Genomic DNA, 13,912 nt, shown 5'->3' on the forward strand with positions numbered 1-13,912 from the left:
AGGGCGCCGGTGGGATGCGGGAGGGCGGAGGGCTTACGCCTCGCCTTCCGGCTTGGCCTTCTGGCGCAGGCGAATGTTGAGCTCGCGCAGCTGGTCGGTGCTCACCTCGCCCGGGGCGTCGGTCATCAGGCAGCCGGCGCTCTGGGTCTTCGGGAAGGCGATCACCTCGCGGATGGTGCGGGCACCGGCCATCAGCATCACCAGGCGGTCGAGGCCGAAGGCCAGGCCGCCGTGGGGCGGCGCGCCATACTGCAGGGCGTCGAGCAGGAAGCCGAACTTCTCGCGGGCCTCCTCCTCGCCGATGCCGAGGATCTCGAAGACGGTGCTCTGCATGGTGCGGTCGTGGATACGGATGGAGCCGCCGCCCAGCTCGGTACCGTTGAGCACCATGTCATAGGCCCGGGAGAGCGCCTCGGCCGGGTTGGCCTTGAGCGCCTCGGGGCTGCAGGAGGGCGAGGTGAAGGGGTGGTGCAGCGGGCTCAGGCGACCGTCGTCGTCGGCCTCGAACATCGGGAAGTCCACCACCCAGAGCGGCGCCCAGGCCTGGGTGTAGAGATCGAGGTCCTCGCCCAGCCTGACGCGCAGCGCGCCGATCGCCTCGTTGACGATGCGCGCCTTGTCGGCACCGAAGAAGATGATGTCGCCATCCTCGGCGCCCACCCGCTCGAGGAGCTCCTCGACCACGTTCTCCATGAACTTGACGATGGGGGACTGCAGGCCCTCGATGCCCTTGGCGCGCTCGTTGACCTTGATCCAGGCCAGCCCCTTGGCGCCGTAGATGCCGACGAACTTGGTGTATTCGTCGATCTCCTTGCGGGAGAGCTTGGCCCCACCCGGCACGCGCAGCGCCGCCACGCGGCCATCCTCGGCGCTGGCCGGGCCGGAGAAGACCTTGAAGTCCACCTGCTGCATCAGGTCGTCGACGTCGGTGAGCTCCAGCGGGATGCGCAGGTCCGGCTTGTCGGAGCCGAAACGGTTCATCGCCTCGGCCCAGGTCATGCGCGGGAACTCGGGCAGCTCGACCTGGAGCACCTCCTGGAACAGCTGACGGATCATCGCCTCGGTGATCCCCATGATGTCGTCCTCGGAGACGAAGGAGGCCTCGAGGTCGATCTGGGTGAACTCCGGCTGGCGGTCGGCGCGCAGGTCCTCGTCGCGGAAGCACTTGGCGATCTGGTAGTAGCGGTCGAAGCCGGCCACCATCAGCAGCTGCTTGAAGAGCTGCGGCGACTGGGGCAGCGCGAAGAAGCTGCCGGCGTGGGTGCGACTCGGCACCAGGTAGTCACGGGCCCCTTCGGGGGTGGCGCGGGTCAGCACCGGGGTCTCGATGTCGAGGAAGCCCTGGCCTTCGAGGAAGGCGCGCACGCTGTGGGAGATCCGCGAGCGCAGGCGCAGCTTCTCGATCATCTCCGGTCGACGCAGGTCGATGTAGCGGTGCTTGAGACGCACCTCCTCGCCCACCTTGCCATGCTCGTCGAGCTGGAAGGGGGGCGTGGCGGCGGTGTTGAGCACCTCCACCTCCTTGGCCAGCACCTCTATCATGCCGGTGGGCATGTTGGGGTTCTGGGTCCCCTCCGGGCGCAGCCGCACGCGGCCCTGGATGCGCAGCACGTACTCGCTGCGAGCGCGGTCGGCAGTGGCGAAGGCCTCGGCGGTATCGGGGTCCACCACGACCTGGGCGATGCCGTCGCGATCGCGCATGTCGAGGAAGATCACGCCCCCGTGGTCACGGCGGCGATGTACCCAGCCGCACAGGGTGACCGTCTGATCCACCAGGGTCTCGTTGAGCTGGCCGCAATAATGGCTGCGCATGTCGTATCCTGTTCTGTAGCAAATGAGGGAATTCAGAGGCTGGGCGGCCCTCAGGCCGCCGCACCCTCCTTCTTCTTGGGAGCGCCGGACGCGGCAGCGCCGCTGCCGGCGGGGGCCGCGTCGCCGGCCAGGTTCTTCTTGCCGCCGGCCTTGAAGTCGGTCTCGTACCAGCCGCTGCCGGCGAGACGGAAACCGGCCGCGGAGACCAGCCGGGCGAGCTCGGGGGCCGCGCAGCTGGGGCAGTCGGTCAGCGGGGCGGCGCTGATCTTCTGGAGCTTCTCCAGGCGGTGGCCGCAGGCCTTGCACTCGTATTCGTAGATGGGCATGGTTTGATCACTCCGCAGATGACATTACCCGTATCAGACAAGTGCCGGCCATAGCCGGCAGACACGAATATGTGGCCGGCCCACGACGAATCCAAGCCTGCCAAAGCCCGACATTATAGCGTGCCCCTACCGGTTGCGGGCAAGGCGCCCTTCTTTCTTGAGGAATTGCCATGAAAGCCGTGCTTCTCGATGCCGCCAGCCTCGGCCCCGATATCGATCTCGCCCCGATCCGCCAGCAGGTGGCATCCCTGGAGGTCCATGCCCAGAGCAGCACCGACGAGGCCCGGGAGCGGCTGGTCGGCGCCGGGGTGGCCATCGTCAACAAGGTGGTCCTCGATGCGCCGACCCTGGAGGCCCTCCCCGACCTGAAGCTGATCTGCGTGCTGGCCACCGGCACCAACAATATCGACATGGCCGCCGCCGAGCGGCTGGGCATCGCGGTGAAGAACGTCACCGCCTACGGCACCGCCAGCGTGGCCCAGCACACCCTGATGCTGATGCTTGCCCTGGCCAACCGCCTGCCCCTCTACCAGCGCGATGTGGCCGAGGGGCGCTGGGGGCAGAGCGCCTTCTTCTGCCTGATGGGGCATGGCACCCTGCAGCTGGAGGGCAAGCGGCTGGTGATCGTCGGCCAGGGGGTGCTGGGCAGCCAGGTGGCCCGGCTAGCCGAGGCCTTCGGCATGCAGGTGACCTTCGCCGCTCGCCCCGGCAAGGCGGATGATAGCCGCCCCTCCCTCTCCGCCCTCGCCCCCGAGGCCGATATCATCAGCCTGCACTGCCCGCTCAGCGAGGCGACCCGCCATCTGGTCGACGCCCGGCTGCTGGCGATGCTCAAGCCCGAGGCGCTGCTGGTCAACTGCGCCCGAGGCGGCATCATCGACGAGCTGGCGGCCCTCGAGGCGCTTCGCGAAGGGCGCCTGGGCGGCCTCGGCGTCGATGTCCTGCCGGTGGAGCCGCCCCGGGAGGGGCACCCGCTGATCGACGCCCTGGGCGAGCCGCTGAACCTGATCGTCACCCCCCATAACGCCTGGATCACCCCGGAGGCGCGCCAGAAGGTCGTGGCGCTAACCGCGGACAACCTGCGCGACTGGCAAGCCTGACCGAGGAGGCCCCATGGCCGCTGCGACTCCCATGCCGATGCTCCACAACCTGGGCTCCATCAACCTCGACCACGTCTACCGGGTGCCCCACCTGGTCACCCCCGGCGAGACCCTGGCCAGCCACGCCTATGCGGTGGGGCTCGGCGGCAAGGGGGCCAATCAGTCCCTGGCCCTGGCCCGGGCGGGCGGGCGGGTCTGCCACTGGGGGCGGCTGGGTCGCCGGGACGCCTGGGCCCGGGACACCCTGGCGGACGCCGGCGTGGACGTCAGCCATGTCAGCCTGGTGGATGCCCCCAGCGGCCACGCCATCATCCAGGTGGACGATGCCGGCGAGAACGCCATCATCCTCTACCCCGGCGCCAACCACGGCTTCGATGGCGCCACCCTCGAGGCTCTGGTCGACACCGCCGCCCCCGGCGACTGGCTGCTGCTGCAGAACGAGTGCAACGGCCTGGCGGCGCTTTTGGCCCTGGCCGCCGAGCGACGGATCCGCGTCGCCTTCAACCCCGCCCCCATGACGGACGCCGTGGGGGAGCTGCCGCTCTCGGCCTGTCGCCTGCTCTTCGTCAACCGCACCGAGGCCGCCGGGCTCGCCGGCCTCCCGGTCGACTCCCCCTCGGACGCCCTCCTCGACGCCCTGGCCACCCGCCTGCCCGACTGCGAGCTGGTACTGACCCTGGGCGCCGAGGGCGCCTGGTATCAGGCCGGTGGCGAGCGCCGCCACCAGCCGGCCCTCAAGGTATCCGCCATGGACACCACCGGGGCCGGCGACACCTTTATCGGCTACTACCTGGCGGCGCTGCAGCGAGGGGCAACGGTGCCGGACTGCCTGGCGCAGGCCACCGTCGCCGCCGCCCTGGCCGTGCAGCGCCCCGGCGCCGCCGCCGGCATTCCCACCGCCGACGAGGTGGCAGACTTCCTCGGCAAGGAGTCCCCATGACCCATCCCATCATCTTCGATACCGACCCGGGCGTGGACGACGCCCAGGCCATCGCCATCGCCCTGCGCCACCCCGAGCTCGAACTGCTAGGCCTCACCACCACCTTCGGCAACGTCGACGTGGAGGTGGCCACCCGCAACGCCCTGCTGCTGGCCCAGCTGGCCGGGCGCGACGACGTGCCGGTGGCCCAGGGCGCCGCCGCCCCGCTCGCGAAGACACGCCTCCCCCCGCCGGCCCATATCCACGGAGGCAACGGCCTGGGGGATATCCCGCTGCCCGCCGTTACCGGCCGCCCCGATCCGCGCTGCGCGGCGCAGTTTATCGTCGAGACGGTGAACGCTCGCCCCGGGGAGGTGACCCTGGTGGCCGTCGGCCCCCTGGGCAACCTGGCCGGCGCCCTGCAGCTCGACCCCGGCATCGTCGAGCGGGTAAAGCGGGTGGTGGTGATGGGGGGCTCGATCCGCGAAGGGGGCAACGTCACCCCGGTGGCCGAGGCCAACATGTTCAACGACCCCCAGGCGGCGAGCCGAGTGCTGACCGCCGGCTGGCCGCTGACCCTGGTCGGGCTCGACGCCACCCACCGCTGCGTGCTCACACCGGCTCATATGGCCCGCATCGAGACCGGCCAGGGCGAGCTCGGGCGGGTACTGGCCGGCAGCTACGCCTTCTACCGGGACTTCTACCAGACGTTTCTGGGCATCGACGGCTGCTGCCCCCACGACAGCTGCGCCCTGGCCTGGCTGCTCAGGCCCGATCTCTTCACCACCGCCCGGGGACACCTGAACGTGGTGACCGAGGGCGTGGCCGAGGGGCAGACCCTCTTCGCCCCCGAGGGGCGCGCCTACGCCCAGGAGCGCTGGTCGCACACGCCGCTGGCGGAGGCCTGCCTGGATGCCAACGGCGAAGCGGTGAGCGACTGGATCGCCGAGGTGCTCGGCTAGCCGGTGCGGAAGTCGTCGGGGATGTGGGTCTCGATCACCTCCAGCTCCACATGGGTCACCCTGGCCTTCTCGGGCCCCCTCCAGAGCCACTCGCTGACCGCCTTCACCGCGTCGGGGCCGCCGCACAGCAGCACCTCGACGCGCCCGTCGGCCAGGTTCCGGGCATGGCCGGTAACGCCATGCTGCAACGCCTTCTCCTGGGTGGCGCGCCGGTACCAGACTCCCTGCACCTTGCCGGTCACTAGGGCCTTCACGCAGCACTGTTCCATCTCACACCTCCTTTCGAATCGCGTTTTCCGCTAATCTTCTCCATAGCGACGGCGGGCCACAAGCCCTGACGACGCTCTGCTGCCCTACCGGGCAGTCGACAACGGCAATGCCAATAACCATGCCAACAACAATCCTCACGAGGGAGTCTACGCCATGCCACTCTTCGCCCACCCCGAGTTCGACCACCACCGGCAGGTGCTCTTCGGCTGCGATGCCGAAAGCGGCCTCAAGGCCATTATCGCCATTCACGACACCACCCTGGGCCCCGCCCTCGGCGGACTGCGCGTCTACCCCTATGCCAGCGAGGAGGAGGCCCTCACCGATGTGCTGCGGCTCTCCCGAGGCATGAGCTACAAGTCGGCCATGGCCGGCCTCCCCCTGGGGGGCGGCAAGGCGGTGATCATCGCCGACCCGCGCACCGACAAGACCCCGGCCCTGCTGCACGCCATGGGTCGTCTGGTGGAATCCCTGGGCGGACGCTACATCACCGCCGAGGACTCCGGCTCCAGCGAGGCGGACATGCAGGTGATCGCCGCGGAGACCGCCCATGTGGGCGGGCTGCGCCGGGCCTCGGGGGAGTCCGGCGACCCTTCTCCCTTTACCGCCTGGGGCGTGTTCTGCGCCCTGAAGAGCGCGGTGCGCCACGGCCTCGGTCGTCGCGACCTGGACGGGCTCAGGGGCGCCATCCAGGGCGTCGGCCATGTCGGCGCCCACCTGGCCCGCCACCTCCACGCGGCGGGCGCCCGGCTGGTGCTCACCGACGTCAACCGGGAGGCGCTTGCCCACCTGGCCGAGGAGCTCGGCGCCGAGGCGGTGGCCCCAGAAGCGATCTTCGACGCCGACGTGGATCTCTTCGCTCCCTGCGCCCTGGGCGCGGCGCTGACCGAGAGCGTCGTGGACCGCCTGAAGGCGAAGGTAGTGTGCGGTGCCGCCAACAACCAGCTGGCCGCGCCGGGGGTCGCCGAGCGCCTGATGGCGCGGGGGATTCTCTATACCCCGGACTATGTGGCCAACGCCGGCGGGGTGATCGAGATCGCCTGGCAGCGCCGGGAGGACTACGACCGGGCCGCGGTGATGGCCCATATCGAGGGGATCGGGGCCACCCTGGACGAGCTCTTCGCGCGCGCCGCCCGGGAAGAGCTCAGCCCGGCGACCATCGCCGACGCCATGGCTCGGGAGCGCTTCGGCCGACGCTGACGCCACCGGGCAGCGCCCAGATGAAGGCAAGGCCGGCAGCTGCCGGCCTTCTCGATGCGGCCCGGGGCGTCAGGCGACGTCGCCGCGCTTGTCCAGCAGCTCACGCTTCACCACCACCGCGGTGTTGCGAGGGACCAGGGGGCGACCCCGCTCGATCAGGTGGCACCGGGTAAAAGCCGCCCCAAACAGGAGAATGAGGGACGAGTAGTAGACCCACAGTAGGATCATGACCACCGAGCCGGCGGCGCCGTAAGTGGAGGCGGTGGCGGTGTGGGAGAGATAGATGGCGATGGCCGAGCGCCCCACCGCGAAGAGCAGCGCAGTGACCACGGCGCCCACCAGCACGTCTTTCCAGCCCAGCACCACGTCGGGCAGCACCTTGAAGATGGTGGCGAAGAGCGCGGCGATCACCGCCAGGGAGACCAGGAACTCGGCCGTGGTGGTGAGCAGGCCCACATAGGGCACCAGCTCGTCGGCGGCCTGCAGCATGGCTCTCACCATGACGCCGAAGATCAGCGATACCAGCAGGATAAAGCCGATAGAGAGCACCACGGTGAGCGACAGCAGGCGGTTCTTGATGAAGACCAGGGCGCTGTTGGCGCTGGGCCGGGCGGTCACGCCCCAGATGGTGTTGAGCGAGAACTGCATCTGGGCAAATACCGTGGTGGCACCCACCATCAGGGCCCCGAAGCCCAGCAGGGTGGGCAACAGGCCCGACTCCTCGATGCGCGAGCTGGCCACGGCCTGCTCGATGGCGGCCGCGGCATCGTGCCCCATGGTGTCCTGAAGCTGGGCGACGATCTGCCCCTGGGCGGCATCCTCGCCCATCACCAGGCCAATGACGGTGACGGCGATGATCATGGTGGGCGCCAGGGAGAAGAGCGTGTAGAAGGCGAGCGACCCGGCGTAGCTGAAGGCGTTGCGCTCCAGCCAGAGCCGAATGGCGCCCTGGGTAACATGCCACCAGAAACGCAGCGCGGCCACGATACCTGCCGGTGATAGCTGCTTCAGACCCATCTCTTACTCCCCCGCATCCCTGTGTTTGGCACAGGATACCCGAAGGGGCCCGAGGCGTCTTGTCGCCCCCCCGCCCAGCGGCGTTGCAAGCCTCCGCAGGCCTTACCATAATGGGCCCGCCACTCACCTGCCGGTCTTTACATGAGCCCCTGCCCGGACGCCCACGACGACAGCTACGACTTCGACTGCCTGGTCTTCATCGGCCGCTTCCAGCCGCCGCACCTGGGCCATCTGGCGGTGATCCACGAGGCGCTCAAGCGAGCGCGCCAGGTGATTGTCCTGGTGGGCTCCTCCTGGCAGGCTCGCTCCCTGCGCAACCCCTGGCGCTTCGACGAGCGACGCGCCATGCTGCGCAGCGCCTTCGACGACGACGAGAACGCCCGGCTCGCCGTGGTGCCGCTCCTCGACGCCCTCTACAACAACGACGTCTGGGTGCGCGACGTACAGCGCAAGGTGCGTGATATCGCCAGCCCCCATACGGCGCGCCTGCCGCGCATCGGTCTGATCGGGGCGAGCCGCGGACAGTCGAGCTACTACCTGTCACTCTTTCCCCAGTGGGAGTCGGTGAGCGTGCCCCTGGTGGAGGGCATCTCGGCGAGCCAGATCCGTGAGCGGCTGTTCCGCTCCGCCTCCTCCGCCGAGGACTACCTGACCACCGGTGCCGCCCACGACCTGCCCCCCGGCGTGGTGGACTCGGTGCAGGAGTTCTGCGCCGGCGACCACTACCGCCAGCTGATCGAGGAGCAGCGGCTGCTGGACCAGTACCGCAGCGCCTGGGCCCAGGCGCCCTACCCGCCCATCTTCGTGACGGTCAATGCGGTGGTGGTGCAGTCAGGGCATGTGCTGCTGGTGCGCCGCACGGCGGCACCGGGCAAGGGGCTGCTGGCGCTGCCGGGCGGTTTCATCAACTCCCATGAGCGCCTGCTGGACGCCTGCCTGCGGGAGCTGCGCGAACGGGTGCGCCTGAAGGTGCCGGAGCCTGTGCTCAAGGGCTCCATGCGCGGCCAGCGGCTCTTCGACGAACCTCACCGCAGCTGGCGGGGCCGCACCCTGGCGGAGGCCTTCTACTTCGCCCTGACCCCTGACCAGCAGCTGCCTCGTCTCAAGCCGGTCAAGGGCGGCGACCACGCTCGCTGGGTGGCCTTGGCGGACCTGGACCCGGAGGCGCTCTTCGAGGACCACTTCTTCATCATTCAAGACTTCCTGGGACTGCCCGCCGACTTCGGCGGGCAGTGAGCCCGCCCCCGGCGCCTACCCTTGAAGGAAGTCGCGGGGGAGCTTCTGCATCTGCCGCCAGAGCTTCTCGACGCCGGGCTTGTGCACCAGGGAGCAGCGGTAGAGACGGATCTCCAGGGGCACGTCCCACTCCTCGCCTCCGGCCCGCACCAGGCGGCCGTTCTTGAGCTCCTCGCGGATGCAGAAGTCGGGAATCCAGGCCATGCCGATGCCCTGCAGCACCATCCCCTTGAGCCCCTCGGCCATGGCGGTCTCGTAGACGGTGCGCAGCCGCAGGCGCAGGGCGTCGTTCTTGAGCAGCATGCGCACGCTGCTGCCCAGGAAGGCACCCTGGGTGTAGGCGAGGTAGGGAATCGACTCCTTGCCGTCCAGCGGGAAGCGCGGCTCTCCCGCCTCGTCCGGCAGACTCACCGGCAGCATCTTCACCTGGCCGATGGAGAAGGAGGGAAAGACCTCGGGGTCCAGCTGCATGCTGGCATAGGGGTCGTAGTAGGCGAGCATCAGGTCGCACTTGCCCTCCCGAAGCACGTGGATCGCCTCCCCCACGTTCATGGCCACCAGGCGGGTGGGCAGCTCGCCGATCCCCTGCTGCAGGCGGGAGATCCAGGGGGGAAAGAAGCTCAGCGCCAGGGAGTGGGCGGCGACGATGTCCAGCGCCTCGTTGGCGATGGCCAGGCCCCGCAGGTGCCCCAGGCTCTCGTTGAGCTGCTCCACCAGGTTCCGGGCGGTGACCAGAAAGAGCTGCCCTTCGGGCGTCAGGTCCACCGGCGTGGTGGAACGGTCCACCAGGGTGGCGCCTACCGCCTGCTCCAGGGCCCGGATACGCCGGCTGAAGGCGGGCTGGGTTACATGGCGCTGCCGCGCCGAGGCGGAAAAGCTGCGGGTATTGGCCAGGGCGACGAAGTCTTCCAGCCATTTGGTCTCGAGGTTCACGGGGTCTCCCGATCCGCGGATGGCAGCAGGGCCGAGCTCTCGGCCATCGTGAAAGCGTAATGTATCACTGGATGGGAGACAGGAGATAGGCGGCCCGCGAAACCAGCTTGCGCCACAGCGGCCGCGAGGTGATCTCGTCGAGGTTGACGCGCCGACAGTTGGCGAAGTCCTTCTCCAGCATCAGCCGCACCTGGGCGGCGAAGTGGCGATCCGGCAGGAAGGCGGTGATCTCGAAGTTGAGACGGAAGGAGCGGTTGTCGAGGTTGACGGTGCCGACACTGGCCGCCGAATCGTCGATCAGCATCACCTTCTGGTGCAGGAAGCCCGGCTGGTAGCGGTAGACCTTGACTCCGGCCCTGAGCATGTCGGGCAGGAAGGAGAAGGCCGACAGGAACACCAGCAGGTGATCGGGGTGCTCCGGGATCATGATGCGCACGTCCACCCCGCGCATGGCGGCCAGGCGCAGGGCGTCCTGGACGCCCTGGTCGGGCACGAAGTAGGGACTGGTCACCCAGAAGCGCTCCCGAGCGCTGTGGATGGCGTGCTGCACCAGCAGGCCGGCGGTGTCCTGGCGATCCGCCGGCCCCGAGGGCACGATCACGACCTTGTGACACTCGTGGCAGCTGACCTGAGGCGTCCAGGTTAGGGTGATCACCTCCCCGGTGGCCCAGTGCCAGTCCTCCCAGAAGGCCTCCTGCAGACCCAGCACGCTGGGGCCGGTGAGCTTCAGGTGGGTATCGCGCCAGGCCCCGTGGCGAGGATGCTGGCCCAGGTACTCCACGCCGACGTTGAAGCCACCGACCCACCCCTCGCGGCCATCCACGACCAGCACCTTGCGATGGTTGCGGAAGTTGAGCTGGAAGCGGTGACGAAATCCGCGCGAGGAGCGGAAGGCGCTCACCTCCACGCCGCTGCTGGCCAGGTCGCGCAGGTAGCCCTCGTTGAGCTTGTGGCTGCCCACCTCGTCATAGAGGAAGTAGACCCGCACCCCGCGATCGGCCACTCGCTGCAGCCGCTGCTTGAGCTCAATGCCCAGGGCATCATTGCGCACGATGAAGAACTGGATCAGCACATACTCATCGGCGCGCTCGATGCCGTCGAAGAGGCTCTCGAAGGTGGCCTCGCCGTCCACCAGCAGCTCGGCCCGGTTGCCGCTGGTCATCGGCATCTGGGCCAGCTGCTCCACGGCGCGCACGTCCGGGTCGCGGGTCTCGGCCACGAAGGGCTCCAGGGGCTCGCGATAGCGAGCCAGCACCCGGCGCAGCACGCTGTCGCGCTCGCCGCGGGCCGACACATAGCCGTAGAAGCGCGGCTGCCCGAAGATCCAGTAGGCGGGCACCGCCACATAGGGCAGCGTGATCAGGGAGAGGATCCAGGCGATGGCACCCTGGGAGGTACGGCTGGAGAGCAGTGCGAGGACCGCCGACAGGATGCCCAGCAGGTGCACCATAAAGATCGCCAGTCCGAACAGCCAGGATGTCATGGGCTCTCCCTGAAAAAACAGTGTTCTACAGCATACCCAAACGGCAGCGGCCCCGCCAGATGGCGGGGCCGCGGTGGCACCTGAAGCGACAGGATCACGCCCGCTCGGCGATGATCTCCTTCCACTTGGCGGGGCCGGTCTGGTGTACCGAGGTGCCCTGGCTGTCCACGGCCACGGTCACCGGCATGTCCTCCACCTCGAACTCGTAGATGGCCTCCATGCCCAGGTCCTCGAAGCCCACCACGCGGGACTTCTTGATCGCCTGGGCCACCAGGTAGGCGGAGCCGCCCACGGCCATCAGGTAGACCGCCTTGTTGTCGCGGATCGCCTCGATGGCGGCCGGGCCGCGCTCGGCCTTGCCCACCATGCCCAGCAGGCCGGTCTCTTCCAGCATGGTGCGGGTGAACTTGTCCATGCGGGTGGCGGTGGTGGGACCGGCCGGGCCGACCACTTCATCGCCCACCGGGTCCACCGGACCCACGTAGTAGATGAAGCGACCCTTCATGTCGACGGGCAGCGGTTCGCCCTTGGCGATCATGTCCACCATGCGCTTGTGGGCGGCGTCGCGGCCGGTCAGCAGCTTGCCGTTGAGCAGCAGGGTGTCGCCGGGCTGCCAGGTCTGGACCTCTTCCGGGGTCACGCTGTCGAGGTTGACACGCTTGACGTTATCCCCCGCCTCGCGGGTGATCTCCGGCCAGTCCTCCAGCTTCGGCGCCGGCAGCGCGGCGGGGCCGGAGCCGTCCAGGGTGAAGTGGGCGTGGCGGGTAGCGGCACAGTTGGGAATGATGGCCACCGGCTTGTTGGCCGCGTGGGTCGGGTAGTCCCTGACCTTGATGTCGAGCACCGTGGTCAGCCCGCCCAGGCCCTGGGCGCCGATACCGCTCTTGTTGACCTTGTCGAAGAGCTCCAGACGCAGCTCCTCGGCGCGGTTGGAGGCGCCACGGGCCTGCAGCTCCTGGATATCGATGGGATCCAGCAGCGCCTCCTTGGCGATCTCCATGGCCTTCTCGGCGGTGCCGCCGATGCCGATGCCCAGCATGCCGGGCGGACACCAGCCGGCGCCCATCTTGGGCAGCTGCTCCATGACCCAGTCGACCACGTTGTCGGAGGGGTTGAGCATGGCGAACTTGGACTTCGCCTCGCTGCCGCCCCCCTTGGCGGCCACGTGGACCTCCACGGTGTCGCCGGGGACGATCTTGTGGTGGATGATCGCCGGAGTATTGTCGCCGGTGTTCTTGCGGGCGCCGTCCGGGTCGGCCAGCACCGAGGCGCGCAGCACATTGTCGGGCAGCGCGTAGGCGCGACGCACGCCCTCGTTGACCATGTCATCCAGGCTCATCTCAGCGTCCCAGCGCACGTTCATGCCCACGTGCAGGAAGACGGTCACGATGCCGGTGTCCTGGCAGATCGGACGATGGCCCATGGCGCACATGCGTGAGTTGATCAGGATCTGGGCAATGGCGTCCTTCGCCGCCGGGTTCTCCTCGCGCTCGTAGGCCTGAGCCATGGCGTCGATGAAGTCCTTCGGGTGGTAGTAGGAGATGTACTGCAGCGCATCGGCGACGCTCTGAATCAGATCGTCCTGACGAATCACGGTCATGGGCAAGGAACTCCTTGGCGTTATCGGCATGCCCGCTCTCGGATGGCAGCCTGGCTGCCCGGCGGGCTCGAGCGGGCTGGATTATACCCCACCCCGGGGTTGCCTGACATTCCTGCCACCAAAGCCTTGGTCAAAGAATTTTGCGCAAAAAGGATAACCGTATAAAAATGACTGCTGTGAAAAAGATTGCTGTGAATATGCCGGCCTCAGGGCGGCGCCTGGCAGCCGGGGCAGAGATAGAGCCGCCGGGAGGCGACCGAGACTCGTTCGATGACGCCGCCGCAGGCGTGGCAGTCCCGACCGTCGCGCTCGAAGACGGCAAAGCGCCAGTGGCGGCGGCTGGCGCCGCGCCGGCGATCCTGGGCGGCCCAGTCGGGCCGGTTGGTGACGCCGGCCTGGTCGTAGGCCTGACGGGTGACCGCCAGGATGCTGCGCGCCAGCCGCTCGAGGGCATCATCGCTCAGGCCCATGGGCTTGGCCCTGTGGTGGAGGCCGGCGAAGAAGAGGATCTCGGAGCGCAGGTAGTTGCCGGTACCGGCAAACAGCGCCTGGTCCAGCAGCAGCCCGCCCAGCCCACGGCGCCGGAAGCGTGGTTCCCGCAGGCGGGCCATGGCCTGCTCCACCGTCACCCCGTGGGTCAGCAGATCGGGACCGAGCCGCGCCAGGAAGGGATGCTCCCCGAGACGCTCCTCCTGCCAGAGGGAGACATCCGAGGCGCTGTAGAGGCTGGCCGCCCTCCCCTCGCCGACAAGGCGCACCCGCAGGGAGCGGCCGGTATCCGGCTCCCGCTCGGCGTCATGGAGTTTCCAGACGCCGTAGAGCTGGTTGTGGGAGTAGAGCACCCGGCCGCCATCGAAGCGGGTCAGCAGCGCCTTGCCCCAGCTGTCCACCGCCGTGATCCGGCGCCCCACCAGGGAGCCGGCCTCCTGCGCCAGCTCGGGAAAGGCGAACCAGACCTCCTCCAGCCGCCGGCCGGCGATCTGCTGATGGATGCGGTCGGCGGCGCGACGAATCTCAGGACCTTCGGGCATACATATTCCTCATAGCACACAACAGG

Annotated in this window: 13 protein-coding genes; 5 read left to right on the top strand and 8 right to left on the bottom strand. The window is 68.7% G+C overall.

Going from position 1 to position 13,912, the window contains the following annotated elements; genetic code table 11:
- Positions 1–33: 33 nt before the first annotated feature.
- Together aspS and NHL60_RS09865 are read right to left on the bottom strand one after the other, a co-directional pair.
- Entirely contained in the window at positions 34–1,812 is a 1,779-nt protein-coding gene (gene aspS, locus NHL60_RS09860) for an aspartate--tRNA ligase (protein WP_253442744.1), read from the bottom strand.
- Positions 1,813–1,862: 50 nt separating this feature from the next.
- Positions 1,863–2,138: a zinc ribbon domain-containing protein gene (locus tag NHL60_RS09865; protein ID WP_253442746.1), complete on the bottom strand. Its 276-nt coding sequence runs from the start codon at positions 2,136–2,138 to the stop codon at positions 1,863–1,865.
- A 170-nt stretch (positions 2,139–2,308) separates the two neighbouring features.
- Here NHL60_RS09865 and NHL60_RS09870 point away from each other — a divergent pair, with 170 nt between their 5' ends.
- Genes NHL60_RS09870 through NHL60_RS09880 form a run of 3 tightly spaced genes read left to right on the top strand, consistent with a single transcriptional unit; the run spans position 2,309 to position 5,119 of the window.
- Complete coding sequence (locus NHL60_RS09870; protein ID WP_253442748.1) at positions 2,309–3,238, top strand: D-2-hydroxyacid dehydrogenase; 930 nt, start codon at positions 2,309–2,311, stop codon at positions 3,236–3,238.
- Positions 3,239–3,251: 13 nt separating this feature from the next.
- Positions 3,252–4,178, top strand: a complete 927-nt coding sequence (locus NHL60_RS09875) for a ribokinase (RefSeq protein WP_253442750.1) — start codon at positions 3,252–3,254, stop codon at positions 4,176–4,178.
- Positions 4,175–5,119 (top strand): nucleoside hydrolase, encoded by a 945-nt coding sequence (locus NHL60_RS09880; protein WP_253442751.1) that lies wholly within the window; start codon positions 4,175–4,177, stop codon positions 5,117–5,119. Before NHL60_RS09875 ends, NHL60_RS09880 begins: the two co-directional genes overlap by 4 nt.
- Here the strand turns inward: NHL60_RS09880 and NHL60_RS09885 are convergent.
- Complete coding sequence (locus tag NHL60_RS09885; RefSeq protein WP_253442753.1) at positions 5,116–5,388, bottom strand: acylphosphatase; 273 nt, start codon at positions 5,386–5,388, stop codon at positions 5,116–5,118. The genes NHL60_RS09880 and NHL60_RS09885 overlap by 4 nt on opposite strands.
- 154 nt (positions 5,389–5,542) lie before the next feature.
- On the opposite strand from NHL60_RS09885, the gene NHL60_RS09890 reads away from it, so the two are divergent.
- A complete protein-coding gene (locus NHL60_RS09890; RefSeq protein WP_253442755.1) occupies positions 5,543–6,586 on the top strand; it encodes a Glu/Leu/Phe/Val dehydrogenase in 1,044 nt (347 codons plus the stop codon).
- 69 nt (positions 6,587–6,655) lie between these two features.
- Here the strand turns inward: NHL60_RS09890 and NHL60_RS09895 are convergent, their stop codons facing one another.
- Positions 6,656–7,603 carry a YihY/virulence factor BrkB family protein gene (locus NHL60_RS09895; protein ID WP_253442757.1) on the bottom strand — a complete coding sequence of 316 codons (948 nt, stop codon included), beginning with the start codon at positions 7,601–7,603 and terminating at the stop codon, positions 6,656–6,658.
- A gap of 141 nt (positions 7,604–7,744) precedes the next feature.
- Between NHL60_RS09895 and NHL60_RS09900 the strand changes: the two genes are divergently transcribed.
- Positions 7,745–8,839, top strand: coding sequence for a bifunctional nicotinamide-nucleotide adenylyltransferase/Nudix hydroxylase (locus tag NHL60_RS09900; protein ID WP_253442759.1), 1,095 nt, complete (start codon positions 7,745–7,747; stop codon positions 8,837–8,839).
- Between the two features lie 15 nt (positions 8,840–8,854).
- Here NHL60_RS09900 and NHL60_RS09905 read toward each other — a convergent pair whose 3' ends face one another.
- The 4 genes from NHL60_RS09905 to nei form a co-directional block, all read right to left on the bottom strand.
- On the bottom strand, positions 8,855–9,772 hold the full coding sequence (locus NHL60_RS09905) for a LysR substrate-binding domain-containing protein (RefSeq protein ID WP_253442762.1): 918 nt from the start codon (positions 9,770–9,772) through the stop codon (positions 8,855–8,857).
- Positions 9,773–9,836: 64 nt separating this feature from the next.
- A complete protein-coding gene (cls, locus tag NHL60_RS09910; RefSeq protein WP_253442765.1) occupies positions 9,837–11,255 on the bottom strand; it encodes a cardiolipin synthase in 1,419 nt (472 codons plus the stop codon).
- Positions 11,256–11,349: 94 nt separating this feature from the next.
- On the bottom strand, positions 11,350–12,855 hold the full coding sequence (locus NHL60_RS09915; RefSeq protein ID WP_253442768.1) for a fumarate hydratase: 1,506 nt from the start codon (positions 12,853–12,855) through the stop codon (positions 11,350–11,352).
- A 206-nt stretch (positions 12,856–13,061) separates the two neighbouring features.
- Positions 13,062–13,886, bottom strand: a complete 825-nt coding sequence (gene nei, locus NHL60_RS09920) for an endonuclease VIII (protein ID WP_253442770.1) — start codon at positions 13,884–13,886, stop codon at positions 13,062–13,064.
- Positions 13,887–13,912 lie beyond the last annotated feature (26 nt).

Source organism: Halomonas sp. Y3, from assembly GCF_024137965.1.
GTDB lineage: Bacteria > Pseudomonadota > Gammaproteobacteria > Pseudomonadales > Halomonadaceae > Halomonas > Halomonas mongoliensis.